We start from the raw sequence: 20,201 nt of genomic DNA, 5'->3' as shown, positions 1-20,201 counted from the left end.
TGCTCGAGAATGGCTTACTTCGCGGCATCATTATTTTTATGTCTCTTATCATACAGGATAATTGTGGATTGGGAAAGACAGGTGACGGTGGCAACGGCGAGCGGGCCGGAAAGATTGAGGAGCATAGGGGAATAGGAATGAGGAATATCTGTAGTCAAAGCAGATCCATAATAGAAAAATTAAAAGTTAAATATATATAAATCATGGAATTTGAAGATAATCAGCTCTGTTATAGATACAGATTGCTGGGAATTCATTGTGTATTTCTGCCATGAAAAAAAGACAAAAAAAAAGAAACACCCTATCAGCTCAGAAAGCTGATTCGGCGGCGGACGTATGAAAAGGAGCAAAACTCCCGGTCATACGTCCGCCGAGGTGTTTCAAAATGATGTCGGCTTAGCTGTATTATAACAAGGGTATGATGCTGTATCTGTGACAGTTATCACACTGTATTTCAGGCATCACATTTTTTCCAAAATAATCCGCGATCCCCCGCCTCCCGGCTCTACCGGAACGATAACAAGCTTGCGGGGCAGACGTGCCCTCAGCTCAGGAACATGGCTGATGATCCCAACGGAGAGCTGGTCGTTATGCAGTCTTTCGAGTGATGTGATAACTGTGTCGAGCAGATCCGGGTCCAATGTACCGAAGCCTTCGTCCAGGAAAAAGAATTGCAGCGGATACTGCCCACGCAGCTGGATCTGAGCCGAAAGCGCCAGTGCCAGGGACAAAGAGGTCAGGAACGTTTCTCCGCCGGATAAGGTGGATACAGGTCGTCTTACTCCGCCATTCCCGTCATCACGAATGACAAACCCGCCGCCGGAATCCACCTCAAGCGCATAACGCTGCTTGCTCAGGAAACGAAGCCGTTGTGAAGCTGCCTGGCATACCTGCATCAGCTGCTCCTCCGCGATATATTCTACAAAGGCGTTTCCCCGCAGCACGGTCTGCAGCTTGGACAGCCGGTCCTGAAGCTCAGCATGCTCCGCACGCTTCCCTTCAAGCTCCATCCATCGGACGTGGCGGTGCTGCAAGTCTTCCAGATCACGTTCGGCACGGGCCCGGCCCTGCAAAGCGGCCTCATCGTCATCCTTGCATCTACGCAGGGTCTCCTGGCTCTCTTGCCATTCCTCTGCGCTTAGAACAGCCCCTTCCAGCTTCTCTTCAATATTCCGCAGCTGCAGCGTAACTTCAGCTTCACCTTCACGATGGGCCCGTACACGGGCACTTGCCCCTGTCCGCTCATCAGGGGTGAGCGCAGCACCTTCAACCTCAGAGGCTGAAGCAAACAGCGAAGCGTTCAAGCCGTCCTCCCAATGCGAGGCGGCAGCCGCATAATGCTCCCGGGCAGAATCAGCCGCCTGGCGGCTGATAGCTGCTTCCTTCACCGCATGCTGTGCCTGTTCCGCTGCTGTCCGGTGAGTCTGCCTGCTGCTGTCCAGACCCGCCTGCAACACCTGCAGGCGCTGCTCGCATTCCGCCAGCAAAACGGCAGCAGACCTTCCGCCAGTCCACTGAAGGAGGCGCTGCTCTTTCTCTTGCTCCAGCGCCTCTTTGCCTTCCAGCTGTGCGTTCAACTGGGCCAGTTCCTTGTCTAAGGAAGCTATCTCCTCTTGAAGCACCTGCACGGAAGTGCTCTTGTCATCCAGGAACTTGACGCTGATCTCCAGCCGTCCCCTGATTTCTTCAGCTTGCTCATCCTTCTTCTGCATTTCGCGGTAGGCATGCTCCGCATCATCCGGAGCCAGCTCCGGAAAGAGCCGCTGCCATTCGTTATGGAGCTCATCCAGCTGCCGGGCCAGATCTGCGGCCTTGGCTGTAACGCCTTGCAGCCAAGCTGCTTCGGCTTCCGCCGCCGCTGCTTCCTTATGGGTCAGCTGCTGCTCTTCCTGCAAGGAGCGCTGCCATTCTGCCGCACTTCGGCGAAGCTCGCCGGAGCGGATTTTAAGCGCAGAAAAATCAGTTTCCAATCCGGACAAAGCCTGTTCAGCCGAAACTGTACTAGTGCTGAATGAAACAGGATCGGCAGAGAGACCGGCAGGAGCCGAAGCCTCAGAAGGATTGGCCAGAGCTGCCGATGAATCTGATGGAGCCAGGGCTGCAGGGCGATCCGATGATGCCAGGACTTCAGGGTCAGTTGATAGAGTCGGATTTGCAGGGCGATCCAAAGAAGCCGGGGCTGCATTTAAATCTGAAAGAGTCAAGGTCCAAGACGGGGCTGAGTCGGCAGCGCCGCCTTGTTCCAGCCCCGCAGCTGCAGGTGCTGCGAAGGATTCTGCTGCCCCTTCGCCGTATACCTGCTCCAGCCAGGTCACATCCTGCTCCAGCAGGCTGCGGAACAGATGACGCGCTTCAATCGCCCGTCTGCCTAATGTACGGGACTGCTCAAGCTGGCGCTCCAGCTCTTCGCGCTCGCCGCTGTCCTCTGCCAGCGCAGGGGTGGGGTGATGCGGGCTGCCGCAGACCGGACACGGCTGCCCGTCCTGCAGTTCACTGGCGAGCGACAGAGAGAGCCGGTGCCGCTCTTGGCCCTTGAGCGCCGCCGCAAGCGTGCTTCCGTGAAGCTCCAGCTGATCGGCGGCGGCTCCCGCTGCGGCCTCTCCGGCGCGCAGCTCATCCAGGTGCATCGCTGCGGCGGCGATTCCCGCGCCGCGCTGCGCCTCAAGCGAGCGCCGCCGGTCCCCGGCGGCGGCGAGCCGAGTCTCCGCCGCCGCGAGCACCGCGGCGCGCTCGGCGCGTTCCCGTTCCGCCGTCTCCCGCTGGGAGGAGGCGGAACGCAGGCCCTGGAGACGCTGCATGGCTTCCTGCAGCGTCTGCCGCTCCTGGGAGCGGACCGCCAGCGGCTGCAGGCTCTGCTGCAGCTCTTGCTGGCGCTTTTGGCCCTTGGCCAAAAGCTCACGCTCCCGGGCCATACTCTCCCGCCGGGCAGCGAGCCCGCGGGAGGCCTCATCGCGGCGCTCCAGCACCGCTGTGCGCTCGCGCCGCAGTCCGCCCAGCTCAGCTTCCAGCTCGAGCGCGCGGCGGTAGGTATCCGCCCCCTGCCGGAGGGCGGGCTCCTCCGCGGCCAGAGCGGCCTGCGCCGCCGCTTCCGCCTCTGCCTGCGCCGCCGCCTGCCGCTCGGCTGTAGCGGCCTGCACCTCCTGGCTCTCCGCACGGGCCAATCGGCTCTTCCAGGCCTCTTCTGCGCTGCGCCAGGCTTTCAGCGCGGGCAGCATCTTCTCGGCTTCGTCAGCCTTGCCGAGCTTCTGCTCCAGCAGGAGGATATCCGCCTCCTGCGCAAGCAAAGCCTGCCGCTGCCCCTCACGGCGGGAGCGCTCGTCCTGCAGCTCGCGGATGCGGGCATAACGTTCCGCCCGCTGCAACGCCTCAGCCAGCCGCTTGCGGCAATCTGCCGCCTGGCGGACCGCTTCCTGCAGGCGCTGCTCAGCAGCCTCAACATCCGCCTTGCCTGCACTGCCCAGCCCCTGCTGCTCAGCCTCCAGTGCGCGCAGCGCAGCCTCATTCTCCTTCACCCGGCGGCTAAGCTTCAGCGCCAGCCCGTCACCATACTGCTCCAGATGAAAAAGACGCTGGAGCATTTGTCTGCGGTCTACGCCGCGCAGTGACAGAAACTCGGCAAACTTACCCTGCGGCAGCACAACGGCCCGGGTGAAATCATCCATTTTAAGTCCGATATGCTCCTCAACACAGCGTGTAACATCTGCCAGCTTATCGGCCATCACGTGATCACCGTCATCTGCAACCTCGATGAAACGGCTGATTGTATTGCTCACCGATTGGTCCCCGGTCCGCTTGAATTTCCGTTCGACCCGGTAACGGCGGGGGCCAGCAGAGGAAGTCAGCTCAAAAGTAAAGGCCACGCTAAGCTGGTCCTCGGAATGGTTCATGATTCCCTGTGTCCCGTTCACTGCCCGTTCCACTTTGCCATACATGGCCAGTGTGATCGCGTCAAGCAAACTGGATTTCCCGCTTCCCGTCGGCCCAAAAATACCGAACAGTCCTGTCTCAGTCAGACTCGCAAAATCAATCTCCTGCTGCTCTCTATAGCTTTGCAGGCCGGCTACTTTTAGTAGAATTGGCTTCACTTCAGTTCTCCTCCCCTTCCGCAGGCTCACGCCGCTCTTCTTCCGCCAGCTCCAGGAACAGTTCAATCAGGCTGTCCTCAGGCTCTGCCCCGCCGGTCTGCCGCTGGTAGAATCTCCGGAACAGCTCCTGCACCGGCATACGCGAGCGGGCCATCTCCTCAAGCTCCTGCTCCATCTGCGGATACACCGGACGGATATGGATAATCCCCTCACGGGATTTGCGCAGCCGCTGGATATCATTCAGCGACATCGCTTCCGTCAGACGGAGCTCCAGATCAATAAAAGCAGTTTCATCCCGTCCTTCGTCCAGCCAGTTGTAGACTTCCTGTAACCCGCCGGAAGACTTCCAGTTCACCAGAGGACGGCCGCAGCGCAAATAGATTTCCTCAAAGGAAGGTTCTTCGCCAGGTGCAATCTCAAGCAATGCCACGGACTTGGCCTGACCCGCTTCAGAGAAGCTGTAGGCCAGAGGCGATCCGCTATAACGGATCATGCCGTCGCCTTTCACGCGCTGGGCGCGGTGAAGATGCCCAAGCGCTGTATATTGTGCGCCGCATGACAGCGCTGAGGGATCAACGGTGTACGCCCCGCCGACCTGAATGGGACGCTCCGAATCACTCTCTACCCCGCCCAGGACATAGATATGGCTCATCGCCAAATTCACCGTCTGAGGTGTGAATTCCCGCCCCAGCATGCTCATCAGCCTGCCTACCCTTGCGCTGTAGGCAAGACGAAGCTCATCTTCTCCGCTATCCCCGGCGAGAAGTTCGCCAAGCCGGGCTTCGGAGGGATATGGAAGGGCAGCGATTTTGGCGATTTCTCCTGTACGTACGGCATGGACCGTCACCGGCTCAGAGGTAGGCAAACCCACCAGTGTTATGCCCTGTCTGCGGACAAGCGGGGATACGGATGCTACACGCTCAGGCTGATCATGATTGCCGGAAATGACCACCAGCGGCCGGCTATTTGCCGTAAGTCTGGCGGCAGCATCGTAGAACAGCTGCTCTGCTGCTGCCGGTGGATTCACGGAATCATAGACATCTCCCGCCATCAGAATAAGATCTGCCTGGGAATCATCGGCAATCTCTACCAGCTCATCGATGAACTGCTCCTGCTCCTTCTGCCGGCTTCTTCCTTCCAGCGTCCGGCCCAGATGCCAGTCCCCCGTATGCAATATGCGCATTGTCGTCCTCTTTTCCCCGCCCTCATGCGGTATTTCTCGATTGATAGATTTATAGTTTCATCGGCAAAAATATGGGTCGATTTATAGCTTTACAGCATGTCCGCCGTCAAAAAAGTACAGCCAAATCTCGCTGACCGGCTCCCCGAGAATATTCAGTAGTGCCTTGCTGTACAGCTCCAGCTGAAACCGGTATTTCTCTTTCAGAGAATCAAGTCCGCCCTGATGCTCCAGAACAGCGTCCGTCTTGTAATCCAGCAGAATCAGCCGTCCCTCCTCCCGGAAGAGGCAGTCGATTACACCTTGAATCAGGACGGATTCCCCCATGGCCGGGCTTTCTTCAGGAGCTTCAAGTCCCGCTGCCGCTTCATTGAGATCAGTGAGTCCATGGTAGGCCTCACTTGCCGGAACCATATAGCTGAAAGGCTGTTCTCTTCTTTTCCAGGGAGCCCCAATTAGCCTCCGGCCCATTTCCCCCATATAAAACGCCTCAATTTCACCAAGCTCGACTGCCTCAGCCTGCTCGTCTGTAAGAATGGCAAGCCGTGTAAGACGTGCTATTGTAGCTTCCAGGACAACACGGTCTACAGCACCTTCCAGCGGAACATGCTGCATGACCGTATGATAGGCCGTTCCCCGCTCTGAAGGCGACAAGCCACGTTTCTCCATAAATTTCGGGCGCTGGAGATGCAGACTATCCGTTCCGGCTACCCCACGTGCCAGGCCGTTCCCCGAAGCCGGGAGCCGGGACTCTTCCAGCAAATCATAGGAAGGCTGCTCCTGCATGGACAGCATCGATTTCAGTTCGGTGACTGAAGTTTTAGCGGGAATCCCGGATGCAGCGGCATAAGGATAGACCCAGTTCAGTCGTGCGGTGATATCAGTCTCTCTACTTGTGCTCTTAAATGCCACACTGCGGCCGCGCTTCAATGCTTCGAGCATAGTATTCCGTTCCTCATTCTGATCCACTGTACCAGCCGCAGCAAGAGAGCCGGAACTGAGTTCTGCCGCGTTCACCGCTGAGATGCTCCAATTGGAAGCATCACCATGCAGTACCGCAGATACAGCCCCCTCTGTTCCAGCCAACTTACGGAGAATAGCTGCTCCTGGATGTCGGATGAGTGCCGGTCCTACCCAATCTAAATAGCTGCGTCCCCGGGCCAGCAAATGGTCCTCCAGCAGCAATTCTTCACGGGCCTGCACACTGCTCCAGCCTGCAAGGGTGCGCGATAAATCTCTTACCGTGCCGACAAGGATCATTTTGTCACGCGGCCGGGTTAATCCGACATAGAGCACACGCATTTCCTCTGCCAGCAGTTCCAAACGGGAACGGCGGTTAATGGCCAGATAAGGAAGTGTAGGGTAGCTGACCCGGGTCTCCCGCTCTACAAAACGCGGTCCGAATCCTAGCTCTTTATGCATCAGGAACGGGGAATACAAATCCTGGCGGTTGAACGGCTTCGCCATCCCTGCCAGAAACACAACCGGGAACTCCAGACCCTTAGACTTGTGAATGGTCATAATTCTGACTCCTCCGGCCTCTTCACCCGTTCCTCCGGCCACTCCCAAGTCTCCGCCATTTTCTCTCAGACGGTTAATGAACACCAAGAAGCGGAATAACCCTCGCGCAGAGGTGTCATTCTCAAATTGTACAGCCCGGTCATACAACGCTGTCAGATTGTTCTGGCGCTGAAAGCCTCCAGGCAGGCCGCCGACCCACTCCAGGTAGCCGCTCTCGCCATAAATCCGCCAGATCAATGTACTGAGACTGCCTTGCCGGGCGGAAGTTCTCCAGCCCTCAAGCAGCTTCAGAAAAGCTTGCAGCTTCGTCTGAAGCTGCACAGAAATCTCCGGCGTGTCTCCGGCAGCGGCTTTATCTTCCGCTAATCCACCGCTTTGTGCCCGGCTTTCTTCATTAGCAGCAGCACTCTCGGCTTGAACAGCCTCTGCCAGTCCTGCTGCCGCCTGCTGTATTTCCGCACGTAAAAACGTTGAAGAATAGTCTGCCTTGTTCTCTTCCCCGGCTGCCGCAAGGACAGCATCAAAAAATGAACCATTGCTGCAAAGACGCACCAAAGCCAGCTCTTCTTCGCGCAAATTCACCACAGGTGAACGTAGCACGCCAGCCAGCGGGATGTCCTGACGGGGATTGTCCACAATCTGCAGCAGCGAAAGGGCAATTTCTACTTCGGTAGCCTGAAAGTAACCCTTGTTCTGGTCGCCATACGCCGGGATGCCCTCCAAACGCAGCTCCTCGATCATCAGCGGTGTCCAGATCCGCGCGGATCGCAGCAGAATGACTATATCGCCGTTAACAACCGGACGCATGATTTTCAGGGATTTATCATAAATAAGCAAAGGCTCGCCGCCACTCATACCGGTCATCTGCGAGATGCGCCGCACAATGGCCCTCGCCTCAAGCTGTGCGGTTTCACTCTCAATGGCTTCATTCTCCTGCGGGGGAAGCTCCCCGTCCTCAGCCGGCTCCTCTGAGCGTCCGGACGTCGATGCTCCCCGGTCAATAAGAAGCAGCTCAGGGGCAAAATAAAGATCTGGCCCTTTTTCCTCAGCCCCCGGGAAATTTGCTCCGTAGACCAGCTCTGCGCGCTCATCATAGCTTATTTCAGCAACCTTACTGTCCATAATCTGCCGGAAAATCATATTTACCGCATTAACCACCTCCAGGCGGCTGCGGAAGTTGCGGGCCAGATCGATAACCGAGCCACCTTCCGGCTTATCTGAATCCGGGATTTCATCCCCTCCGGCACCTTCCCCAGTCCCGGTTACGCCAACACTTCTGTTGTCTGTGACTGAGCCAAAGCTCCGGTATTTATCCAGAAACAGTCCCGGCTCCGCCAGCCTGAAACGGTAAATGCTCTGCTTCATATCTCCAACCATAAAACGGTTGCCCGGGGATTCGCGGGAGATCAGGCGCACAATTTCTTCCTGCACGCTGTTAGTATCCTGATATTCATCCAACAGCACTTCGTCGAACTGGTCGCGGTACTCCATCGCCGCATCCGAAGGCACGGAATGACCGGGTACAGAATCCTCGTGGCGCAGGATCTTCAGGCAGTAATGCTCGAGGTCACTGAAATCGACCAGGCCCCGGCCTGCTTTCTCGATCCGGTAGCGTTCACCGAATTCAATTACCGTCTCCGCAAGCTCCCGCATCAGCGGTGCTGCCTCATGCAGCTCGCCCAGAAAGGCCTCAGCCGGACGCCCAAATAGGGATTTCTGCAGTTCCAGCAGGTTCTTCTTCACACTGTCACGGAGATCCTTCACCGTCTCCTGCAGCCCGGGATCGGTCGAGTCCTTCTTGCAAGCCTTCAGCTTTCCAAACGATATTTCCATAAAAATATCATACAGCTCGGCCCACGGACGGGATTCCAGAGCTTCCTGCAGCGACTGCACCATCTCCAGATCCGCAACCAGATTCTCGGCATAAGGAGCAGGACCCCCGGGCTGCAAAGCGATATCCCGGCCCTGGCGGAGCTGGCTCGCAGCCCCGTCCAGCGTCAGCTTCGCTTCCGCCAGAATACTCTGGACCCATGGCGTGCGGCTAAGAGCTTCCGTGTCCGGCAACGAGAAATCCGCAGCAGTACCCCGCAGCCACTCCGCCGGCCAGGGATGACTGCGCGCAAAATCATGCAGCCGCTGCACCAGCGCATGCACAGCATCATCACTGCGTTCACCGCTGAACCAGTCAGCCAGCTGTACAAAAACAGTATCTTCCCCGTCTTCTGTCACTTCTCCATACTTCTCTTCCAGCAGCTCCTCCAGCAGCTCCTGGCGCATCATCTCTGCTTCATGCTCATTCAGAATCCGGAAACCCGGATCAATGGGGATGAGCTGGTAATAACGCCGGATGACTTCCAGACAAAAGGAATGCAGCGTCGTAATCGAAGCTTTGCCGAGCAGGGCAAGCTGGCGGCGCAGATGCTCATTGCCCCGGTTCCCTTCTTCATCCCCGGGTTCCTCCTCCAGCTTTCGTTCCAGTGCCTCGCGGATACGCTGCCGCATTTCAGCAGCCGCTGCCTTTGTAAACGTGGCTACCAGCAGCCGGTCTACACTAAAACCGTTCTCTTCGCTGCTGATTTTACGGATAATCCGTTCGACCAGCACCGCAGTCTTGCCGGAGCCTGCCGCCGCCGCGACCAGGATATCATCACCGCTCTGTGCGATGGCGCTCCATTGGTCGTCGCTCCATAGGCTTCCTTCCGGTTTGGGCTCTATTTCCGCTTTTCGTATCATGGCTTCTCTCCTCCTTCGCGGGACAGCAGGTCCCAGATGACTTCTTTGCCCGGCTTGCCGAGAATGTTGTAAGCATTGCCTTCCACAGCCTCATCGAACTGGCATACCGGCCGGTAAGAGCAGAAGGTGCAGGCCGTTTCCTGCTGTATCCGGTAAGGCTGAATGGCCACATCACCTTCGGTAATGCGTGTCCCGATATCAGTGATCGTGCTGCGTACCGAGGTCAGCAGATGTCCCCATTGCTCAGGCGTAGCGACCGAAGCACTGCTGTAAAAGCTCCCGTCGCTCTTCAGTGCCACCGGTACAATCGAGGAATGCCCCTTGTCCAGAGTGGTATCCATAAGCGAGACTACTTCACGGTCAGCCGTCAGCAGCCCTTTCATTTTGAAACGCTTCATTAGTTCCTGCTCTGCCTGTTCGCGGTTCATACCGTTCGCTGAAGTCAAGAGCGGATCATGCACATGGAAATAGAGCGTTCCGGCAGGAAGAGCAGTCTTGCCGAGCCATTGCTCCGAATAGGTGAGCAGAACATCCAGGTAGGTAAGCATTTGCAGCGACAGCCCGTAATAGACCTCGTGCAGCTTAAGGTCCTTCTGGCTGGATTTATAGTCGATGACCCGCAGCAGAATGCCTTGCTCGCCTTCGGCCATATCCACACGGTCGATCCGGCCCACCACCTCCATCACGCAGCCGTTTGGCAGGGTGATTCTAAGCGGCGGAAGGTCCTTGCCCGGTCCAAAATCAAGCTCAAGCCCCACTGGCTCAAAGCTGCCCCGTCTGGCATGTTCCCCAAGGATCACAGAGGCGCGGCCGACGATGTTCTTGAGCTTGCGGGAGATATATCCGTAACGCTTACTGCTCATCAGGATTTCACCTTGGAGAAGCGGTGAGAGCCTGTCCACAGTCTCCCCGGCCTCACGGCGGCATTCCTCCGCCGTCATACTTCCCCAGCTGCGTCCCTGCTTCTGCAGCCGTAAAGCCATATCGCTGAGAGCGGCATGGAACAGCTGACCAATATCCGGGGCCTGCAGCTTGTAGAGCTGGCGTTCCTTCAGTCTCAGCCCGTAGGAAGCGAAATGCGAGAAAGCGCAGGCGACGAATTTCTCCATGCGAGACACACTGCCCCGCACTGTCGTTCCGCCGTATAAACGCAGACTCGTCTCCTGCTTCAGCCGGATTCCGTCATTGCGGTAGAACAGTGAACCGAGCAGCTTTACCAGCTTCGGTCCATGCTCCTCATCCGTGATAAACCAGTTATAGACATCCCACCAGAGTGCGGGAATGTCCACGCCCTGCCGCCACTGCCGAAGCTGTAAAATCAGCATGCGCAGCGTCTGTTCCGGTTGACCCACAAAACCCATATGAAGCGCTTCAAACGCCTCAGTTTCGTCTGCCGCTCCACCCACAGCTGTTGGAAATCCGGAAACAAACTGCTCTTTCAGTGCCCCTGGAAACATGCCGTGCAAATGGCGGATCATTTCGGATGGCAGGAGGGCCTTGCCTTCTTCATCCGCTGTCGCATAACTGATCCAAAGCTTGCGGCTTGCTGTAGTGAGTGTATTGTAAATCAGAAAACGCTCATCCAGCAGCTTGCGGGAAGAACCTGGAGCAAGCTCCATCCCGGCATTCTCCAGCAGCATACGTTCCCCTTCCGAGAGGATGCCGTCTTCCTTGAATTGGGCGGGAACAACCCCCTCATTGAATCCCAGTAAAAAGGCATACTTGACTCCCGATACCCGGGTGCGGTCCATTGTTCCCACCAGCACCTGATCCAGCGCAGGCGGCACCAGCCCCATCTTCAGTTCAGCCAGCCCCGTCTCCAGTACCCCGGCAAAAACGTCAAACTCCATTCTTTCGTTTCCCATCATCTCGGCAATCTGATCCAGCAGGTCCAGTACCGCTCCCCATAGCTGGGTATGCTCGCGGGCCGCTTCAGGCTGCCCCAGCCCCAATGCCCTGGCACTCATCTGTTCCAGCTTGCGTGCGGCATCCGTGTCCTGCAGAAGAAAATAGACCGCCTTGCACAGTTCCAGTCCGCTGCGGCTTGTTTTGACCCGCTTCTCAAAAGCCTGAAGCGGACCTGTAATGATCTCCCGGCATGCTTCCATTCTTGCCAGCAGCACTTCATCCACGACTCTCTCGCCTTCCAGCGACAGACTCGGAATTCCTTTCCAGGACCGGCCATTCGTCCAGCGGTGGCCCTGAATACCGCAAGCCAGCACATAATTCTCCAGTGCATCCATATCGGCGCGCGTCACACTGTAATCCATCGGCAGCAACAGCTCCGTCTTCACACAGCGGAACACATCCTCATACCGCCATCGTCTGCGCACCACATCAAAGGCAGAGCGGATAAATTCTACCAGTGGATGATGCAGCTCATTCATCTTTTGGTCAAGGAAGAATGGGATTCCGTAGTCTTGGAACAGGGGAACCACAAGCTGCTCATAGTCGGCAATATTGCGCATAAATACTGCCATCTCCCCGTATTTTGCACCTTCCTCGCGGGCAAGACGGAGCATCTCCCTCAGGCTTCCTTCTACTTCGGCTCTGCGCGAAGCTGCCGCAGTAAGGGTAATGGAATCTGCAACCTCTGAAGCGGCACCGCTCCAGCGGATTCGCCGGCCAAACCCCTTCTCCAGATGGGCAAGGACAGGACTTCCGGCAAAACGCGGCAACACCGGCGGTGCCAGAAGTTCATCCCATACCGTCAGGCCCATTTCCTCTGCCATTCCGCGAAGCTTGATACAGGTTACTGCCGCGGGATGAAACAGCTCAAGCTCATGAGGCTGCATGCCCGCAGGGTAGATCCGGTCCAGTGTCAAAGCGACCGTGACTTTAGCGGCATATTGCATCAGCTCTCGCAGCACGGCAAATTCCTGTGTTGTGAAGCCGTGAAAACCGTCCACCCAGATTTCCGCACCACGAATATATGAAGACTCCTGAATATGTTCAGCCAGCTCAGCCAGCCGATCCTCCTCATCGATGTACAGCCGGGACATTTCCTGTTCCAACTCGCGGAACACCATATGTAAATCATCCAGCTTGCTTGCAAGAATGGGACTTCGCCCTATGGAGTCCCGCATTCGGGCGATCTGCTCCTCCAGATCAGCAGTGCCCAGGCAGCAGCGCTTCAGCTCCGTATGCAGTTGGCTAAGCCGTTCTACAAAACCCGGTCTGTCGCTCGATGCACCAAACAGCTTCAGCTCTTCCTTGCGGCGGCTGATGATCTTGTAGATCAGCATCTTCTTGCCTTCCTCGCTGATCGGCAGACTGGCGCTGCCTCCGGTCTCCTGCTTCACCCGGTAGGCAAGCCGCGAGAAACTAAGCGTCTGCGCCCGAACACTTCCCCGCACATTCCCTGTTGTCAGCAGCCCGCGCTCCGCTCCGAAGGAGCCCTGCTCGGGAACAAGGACAATAATCGGCGCGCCCAGCGGCTCCTGCTCCAGAGCGGAGGTCACTCCCTTCCATATTTTAGTAGTCTTTCCGCTGCCCGAGCGGCCTGTTAACAAGGTTACCGACATAACGACAAACTCCTTCCGTAGCTCTGCATTTCTTCGTCTCAATAGTATAGCATACTCGCGATAACCAGAACATGCGTTTGCCATTAAATTCAAGAAACTTACAGTCCTTAACCTTATAAAAGCACAAAAAAGCGCTGGCCGATATTCCCATGTAGGAACAACCTGCCAGCGCAGTGCCGTTATTTGTTATTTTACCGGAAGCACTCCCCCACTTACTTCAAGCCCATATTAGACATCACATCCACTTTGCTGGCATTTTCATACCATGCGTTGACCTCTTCCGTAATTTTAGTGCCGCCTTTCTCGTTCCATTGTTTTACAAAATCATCATAAGCACTAAGCGGCTCCTTGCTGTAGATAATCTTTGTGAAGGTTTCCTTTTCCATGGTCGTCAGCTGTTCCCATGAGCTTTGCATCGTTTTGGTTGGCGGACCGTTGAAGGCGCTTGGCAAAAGCGACTCGCTGTTCTTATAAGAAATCACATAACCGTCCTTCATCGTTTGATCCAGCGCTTCCGATCTCATCAGCACTCCAGTATCCGCTTTGGCTCCACCCGCAAGATCCTCGAAGGATTTCCCCGGACCATCAACACTAGGCGTATTCTTGGTGAATGCCATCTTCCCTACCCCTTGGACAGCGTCCAAAGGTGTGTTGAATTTCTTGGAGTCAAAGGTAACCTGGCCATCCACAATATCATAGTCATAGCCTTGAGCATAACCGTATTTGAAGTCCCCGGTACCAAAGGCGGCATCGTACAGCTTGTCATAATACAGGAAGAACGCTTCCATATTATTGAAGTCTTTATTGAACATGAACACACCGTCATTCAACTGCCCCGATTGATAGGTCTTGTCTCCGCTAACCCCATTGATCGTTGGGTAGGCACTGATTTTGGCTCCCTTAACGTTAGCCTCAACGTCTTTCACACTGCCGTACAGCCAAGGACGGCCAATAATAATCCCCGCCTTGCCTTCGGTAAAGTCAGCGAGAGCATCCCAAGCGCCCTGAGTAGCCAATTCTTTATTCAAATAGCCTTTCGAATACCAGTCGCGAAGTTTGGCCAGCGCTTCCTTGTTGCCGTCTGCCACCGACCCGTAAGTAAGCTTGCCGTTCTCCTCATGCCATGAGCCCGGAAGATTCTTGCCTGTAAATGCGCTGAAAATCATTACAGAGTCGCTAACCCATCCAGTGTTATAGGAATCTTTACCAGAGAAATCAAACCCGTAAGTGTCCTGTTTGCCGTCCCCGTCCGGATCATCATTCGTAAAGGCGGCAATCACCTTTTCAAATTCATCAATGGTTGTAGGGGCTTTCAGATTCAATTTATCCAGCCAATCCTGACGAATCAGCATCACTTCACCTTCGGTCAGATTGGGGGAAATCGCCATCCCGTACACCTTGCCGTCCTGGATCACCGGATTGAATGTTGTAGGATACTGTTTATAAATTTCTTTTAACCGGTCCGGCATATATTTGTTGATGTCTTCAGTGATATCCTTGACAAGTCCGGATTGAATTAAATCATTCTCCAGAGAGGTATCGTACACAGGCAGGACATCTGGGAGCTTCTCGGAACCGGTAAGCGCGAGGCGCAGCTTGGTGTTATATTGGGCCGCATCCCCACCCAGCAACGTGGTTTCGATGGTAATGCCGAGGTTCTTGGTCCCCCAACGGGTCAGCACATTATCATTCAGGCTTTCGCCATTGATATATTTGCCGGCATTTTCATCCTGCTGTTTCGCTATGGTGATCTTAATCGGAGGATCATACTTGCCGTCTTTAAGTGTAGCCTCCGCTGCCGAATTCGATCCTTTATTATCTGAAGAACAGCCTGCAAGCAATCCGGCAATCAGTAGTAAAGAGGAGAGCGTTATACCTGTCTTTTTCATAAATTAGGCCCCTATTCTATTGAGTTATTTAGTTATTCCTTCACTGCCCCCAGCACAATCCCTTTGACAAAAAATCTCTGCAAGAAGGGGTACACTAGAATAATCGGTAATGTGCTGATGAAGATTTGTGCGGCCTTGATGCTTTGCTCCGACATCGCCGCCGCCTCTGACTGGCTCATGGCCATGCTCTGGGCATTGCTTTGTACAACGACCGTCTGCAAAAAGGAAGCGAGTGGATACTTGGTCGTATTGGACATATATAAGATCCCGTCAAACCAGGAATTCCAGTGCCCCACCATGATAAACAATCCAACGGTGGCTAGGCCAGGGAGAGACAGTGGAAGATAGATTTTGAGGAAAATCCCGAAGAAGGAAGCCCCATCAATAAATGCCGCCTCTTCAAGCGCTTTCGGAATGGTTTTGAAAAAATTCATAATCAGGATCAAGTTATACGCTCCAAAAGCACCCGGAAGAACCAAAGACCAAATCGTGTCCTTGAGTCCAAGCTTAGTAACCAGAATGTAAGAAGGAATTAATCCACCGGAAAACAGCATCGTGAATACGAAAACCCACATCAGCGCGTTGCGCCCACGGAAATCCTTGGATAACGCATAACCGGCCATCGTAATCACCGACATCCCGATTAAGGTGCCCAGAATCGTTCTAACCACCGAAATTTGCATCGAGCCTGTGAAATTCGAGTTTTTAAACGTTTTAACATAAGCATCCGTATTAAAATCAACCGGCCAGAAGGATACCAGACTGCCGTTGACAGCCGCTTTACTGCTGAAGGATTGCGCCAGCAAATGGAGCAGCGGTAGAAAGCACGATAATGCGATCAGAATCAGAAAGATATAATTGAAGACTGAAAACACCTTATACCCCTTGGACTTATGATACACTCTCCTTCCTCCTTTCTAAAAAATTTTGTAGTTGGCAACCTTATAGGCAATGCGGTAAGAGATGACGATCAAGATAAAGCTGATGCCTGACTTGAACAGCCCGACGGCGGTACCGAAGCCATATTGTCCATTCAGCAAGGACGAACGGTACACATAGGTATCTATAATGTCCCCAGTGCTGTATACAAGCGGATTATACAAGTTGAAAATCTGGTCAAACCCCGCATCGAGAACGCTGCCAAGGCTTAACGTTGCAATCACAATGATCATCGGCAGCATGCCTGGCAGCGTAACATGCCGAATCTGCTGCCTCCGCGAAGCACCATCTATTTCAGCCGCTTCATAGTAGGAAGGATCAATCCCTGTAATCGTGGCCAAATAGACAATCATGCCGAATCCAAAGTTCTTCCAGAGGTCACTGATAATAATTGTGGGTCTAAATAGTGCCGGGTCTCCAAGAAAGAAAATCGGCTTGGTTCCAAAGATGCTGGTGAGTAAATGATTAATACCGCCGTCAAGCCCCAGAATATCAATCATGATGCCCGCTACCGTTACCCAGGATAGAAAGTGTGGCAGGTACACCAAGGTCTGGATACTCTTCTTGGTTCCGATGTGACGGATTTCATTGAGCAGGATCGCCATGATAATGGGAACGATAATGCCCACGACGATTTTGATGACTGCAATAATAAGAGTGTTGATAATGGCCTGCGTCGATTCCTCGTACTGGAATATTCTCGCAAAGTTATCCATGCCGATCCAGGCTGAACGGGTGATGCCAAGCCACGGCTTGTAGTCCTGGAACGCTATGACGAGACCAACCATCGGACCGTAGGCAAAGATCAGAACAAAAATCAAAGCCGGGAGACACAGAACATATAAAGGCCAGTGTTTCCTGATTTCCTTACCCCATGGATTCTTCCCACTCTTTTTAACCCTATCTGTCTTAAGCTGCTCAACTTGGGTATTCATAACCTGAGTAATTTTCCTTACCCCCTTTTCTCCATTCTCAGAAGTCTGTTTCTGTTCAAGGTTCATGATAGCAAAGGCGTCTTCATTCTAAAATGTCTTAATCTAAACATCATAGCCAATGTCTCAACCTCTTTTGAAGCGCTTACATTTTAAAGGGCAGGTTAGGCTTTTCTTTTGGAATTTAGGGTTTATGATATTCATATACCTTACTAGGGAAGTGTTGATCATTAAAAAAGTAAATATGAAGCGCTTTATATACTTCTTCGTTTTTTTTCTGCTGCTTACCTTGGGTTTGTTTTTTATATTGAACACCTTGGGCTCGAAAACCATTCAGGAGAGCTTGATCAGCGCCTCTAAAAACCAGCTTGCTTATACAGAGAGCATTGTTGATAATGTCATCTCTGAAGCCAGTCTGTACGGTATTCAGTTCACCGCTGACAACTCCGTACGCTTCTATCAAAGCCGGATACAAGATTTAAGCAACTACGATGCCCAGATGAAAAAAAACGATATTTTCGACCGGATCTCCGAGCCCCTTCTCTCCAGTCAAGCCATTGATTCCATCGGAATCTATTGGCGGGCTGAGGGCACTTTTATCTCCACAGGACATGATCCGCTGAATAAGCTGCCTTTTGAGAATGTAAAACACCGGGGCTGGCAAACTATCAATAACAGTCTGTATTATTTTTCTGTCTATCCCTATATTCATCAGCCCAAGAATCCGGCCAATATTCAATATGTTGTAGGTGTTAAGCTGAATACGGATTACTTAACCAGTTTGCTGAACAAGGCTGTGAATGGCGAGAGCTCCAATGCCTTTTTTCTCGTCAATAAAAGCATCTTAATCAGCGACAAAATGGTAGACAGCACAATCGAAAAGAAGGCTAAGGAGACCATTACACCGGATACGCTGCAGATTTTAAAATTTGACTATCATATCAATCATGAGGATTATTATGTCTTGTCCAAGTACATCGAACCTATTGACACCTACCTGGTTACCTATACACGAATGAGTGAATTAATGTATCCGCTGCACCGCAATCAACAGGTTTTCTTTGTCAGCATTGTGGTTATTCTGATTATCGGACTTATTGTCATTCTCATGTTCTACCGGAACTTTTTCCGAAATGTGTATTTGCTGGACAAGAAGTTCAATCAAGTAGAGGAAGGCAACTACAGCACCCGAATAAGCGCAAATCCGGTCAATGAGTTCAATAATCTCTTTAAAAGCTTCAACCATATGGTCAGCAAAATTCAAACCCTGTTTGCATCCCTGAAAATTGAAACAGAGCTGCGAAAAAACGCGGAAATCAAGCAGCTGCAAGCGCAAATCAATCCGCATTTTCTATATAACAGTCTGTTTTTTATTATGTCGATGGCTAAGTCCTCACCAGAAGCTGTCATGCAAATGAGCAAGCATTTGGCCGAGTACTACCGCTATTTGACCAAACTGGATGCGCACGACGCCACACTCAGGTCTGAATTGCAGCTTGCCGGGCATTATCTGTCCATCATGTCGCTTAGCAAAAGAATCCAATATGAAATTAATTTGCCGCCCGAGCTGGGGGAGCACAGACTTATGCCGCTTATTATTCAGCCGATTGTTGAAAATGCGATTCAGCATGGGATTGAAGAGCGGCAGGGTGCCTACCGCATTTCCATAGATATCAAAGCTCTCGATGACGGAGCGCTCATTATTATTGCCGATGATGGTAAAGGGCTGACGCCCGGTGATATCCAGCAGCTCGCGGACAAAGTTAAGCATGAATCGCCGCCTGAAGGAACCCGGGGAATAGGTCTCTGGAATATCAATCAGCGTCTGATCAATGCGTATGGTCCATTTAGTGGCCTGAGATTTTTCAAAAATGACTGGGGAGGCTTGTCGGTACTTATTTATATTGACTTTTCACTTGATGGGGGAGGACAACATGAGATTGTTAATCGTTGATGACGGATTTTATATCGTGGAGTATTTAAAGCATCTGCTGGATTGGACCAAGTACGGAGTTGACCAGATTGAGACCACCACCAATTCCATTGAAGCCAAGGGGATCCTGGAACAGGGCCAGACAGATATTCTGATTACAGATATTCGTATGCCCGAGGTCTCCGGCCTTGATCTACTGGAACACATTAATAAACACATGCTCAAAACGAAGGTGATTATCCTGTCCGGTTATTCTCAATTTGATTATGCCCAAAGTGCTATTCGTTTAGGGGCGCTCGATTATTTGCTGAAGCCAGTGGATAAAGAGGATATGGAGAAGGCCATGCAAAGTGTTATTAAGAACATCGGTGAGAATCCCCCGGACAAGGTGGAGTTTGATGGTCTCGGCTATTTGTTGTCCGTCATCTGTGAGCAGCAGCCTTCGGTCCATCCTTGCAGCAACGATAGTTATTCCTTCAATACGCAATCCTTTTGCTTTTTTCAAGTTCCGAAGGCCAGTGGGAAAGATGAGATCACGCTTAAAGACAACTGTGAAGGTCTGGATGATTTTTTTTGGCGGACGCCATCTGGATTGGCAGGGCTTGTCTTAACCAGCAGAATGAGCAGCTTAGAACACAAGGTGGAGCACATTCAATTTTCCCAAAGCTTTGAATTGACTAGAAAAAATACGGTTCGTCATACCTTTTATCATTTTTTCCACAATGAAGAAATGGAGGCCAGTGACTTTTCCAGATGGAAAGATTGGAATTTATCCGCGAAATTTGATGCTGCGCAGTGGGAGCTTGTGCGAAGAAATATGCTGAAGAAATTCGCTCAATTGACCACCAGGAAACAAAAGCTGCTCTATCTTCTGGAGTTTATCCATTCCGTATACTTTGAATCCGATCCCTTGCAGCCTGCCGAGGTTGCAGATTTGTTATTCCATCAATTATCGGACCCGGATGAAGCGCTAAAATCCATCATGCTGAGCATCAGTGAATGGAACAAGCACAACGATTGCGCCAATAATCAAATTGTACATACTGTTCAGACCTATATTGCCGATCATATCAGTGAATGCCTGAGTCTGGAGGATTTGGGCAAAATCGTACATCTTCATCCGGTGTATCTGTCCAAATTGTATAAACAGGAAACCGGAGAGAATCTATCCACTTACATTTCGATGAAAAGACTGGAGAAGGCTTCACAGTTATTAATAGATTCCAGCTTACACGTGGTCGATATTTCCCATTTAGTTGGATACAAGAAAAACCAGTATTTCATCAAGCTGTTCAAGGATCAATATGGCGTCACCCCTTATCAGTACCGCAGGCAGTATATTAAGTAAGGGTCCGGCCAAAAAGAAAAGAGCCTCTGTTATAGAGGCTCAGATTGTCGAGAAACCCAGGTCATTTTTACGACCTTGGGTTTCTTTTTACGTTCAGGCAGAAGTACAATCGGAAAA

General features: G+C 52.7%; 9 protein-coding genes. 2 read left to right on the top strand and 7 right to left on the bottom strand.

All coding sequences use genetic code 11. The features are described 5' to 3' along the window. Positions 1-461 precede the first annotated feature (461 nt). The 7 genes from ACTJKB_RS06880 to ACTJKB_RS06850 all read right to left on the bottom strand — a co-directional run bounded on the left by ACTJKB_RS06880 (position 462) and on the right by ACTJKB_RS06850 (position 16,806). Positions 462-4,085, bottom strand: coding sequence for an AAA family ATPase (locus ACTJKB_RS06880; RefSeq protein WP_440832784.1), 3,624 nt, complete (start codon positions 4,083-4,085; stop codon positions 462-464). A gap of 1 nt (position 4,086) precedes the next feature. Next, complete coding sequence (locus ACTJKB_RS06875) at positions 4,087-5,268, bottom strand: exonuclease SbcCD subunit D (RefSeq protein WP_440832783.1); 1,182 nt, start codon at positions 5,266-5,268, stop codon at positions 4,087-4,089. Between the two features lie 81 nt (positions 5,269-5,349). Further along, the gene (locus ACTJKB_RS06870) at positions 5,350-9,519 is read right to left on the bottom strand and encodes a UvrD-helicase domain-containing protein (protein WP_440832782.1); all 4,170 of its coding nucleotides are present in this window, start codon (positions 9,517-9,519) and stop codon (positions 5,350-5,352) included. Further along, entirely contained in the window at positions 9,516-13,043 is a 3,528-nt protein-coding gene (gene addB, locus ACTJKB_RS06865; RefSeq protein ID WP_440832780.1) for a helicase-exonuclease AddAB subunit AddB, read from the bottom strand. The genes ACTJKB_RS06870 and addB overlap by 4 nt, the downstream gene beginning before the upstream one ends. A gap of 212 nt (positions 13,044-13,255) precedes the next feature. Then, the gene (locus tag ACTJKB_RS06860; RefSeq protein WP_440832778.1) at positions 13,256-14,932 is read right to left on the bottom strand and encodes a hypothetical protein; all 1,677 of its coding nucleotides are present in this window, start codon (positions 14,930-14,932) and stop codon (positions 13,256-13,258) included. Between the two features lie 32 nt (positions 14,933-14,964). Next, positions 14,965-15,834: a carbohydrate ABC transporter permease gene (locus ACTJKB_RS06855; protein WP_440832776.1), complete on the bottom strand. Its 870-nt coding sequence runs from the start codon at positions 15,832-15,834 to the stop codon at positions 14,965-14,967. A gap of 15 nt (positions 15,835-15,849) precedes the next feature. Further along, positions 15,850-16,806, bottom strand: a complete 957-nt coding sequence (locus tag ACTJKB_RS06850) for an ABC transporter permease (RefSeq protein ID WP_440832774.1) — start codon at positions 16,804-16,806, stop codon at positions 15,850-15,852. A 241-nt stretch (positions 16,807-17,047) separates the two neighbouring features. Here ACTJKB_RS06850 and ACTJKB_RS06845 point away from each other — a divergent pair, with 241 nt between their 5' ends. Continuing rightward, positions 17,048-18,757, top strand: coding sequence for a sensor histidine kinase (locus ACTJKB_RS06845; protein WP_440832772.1), 1,710 nt, complete (start codon positions 17,048-17,050; stop codon positions 18,755-18,757). Further along, positions 18,738-20,084 (top strand): response regulator transcription factor, encoded by a 1,347-nt coding sequence (locus ACTJKB_RS06840; RefSeq protein WP_440832770.1) that lies wholly within the window; start codon positions 18,738-18,740, stop codon positions 20,082-20,084. The genes ACTJKB_RS06845 and ACTJKB_RS06840 overlap by 20 nt, the downstream gene beginning before the upstream one ends. Positions 20,085-20,201 lie beyond the last annotated feature (117 nt).

This window comes from Paenibacillus sp. 22594 (assembly GCF_052044425.1).
Lineage (GTDB): Bacteria > Bacillota > Bacilli > Paenibacillales > Paenibacillaceae > Paenibacillus_AQ.
This window is presented reverse-complemented; position numbering and strand designations above follow the sequence as displayed.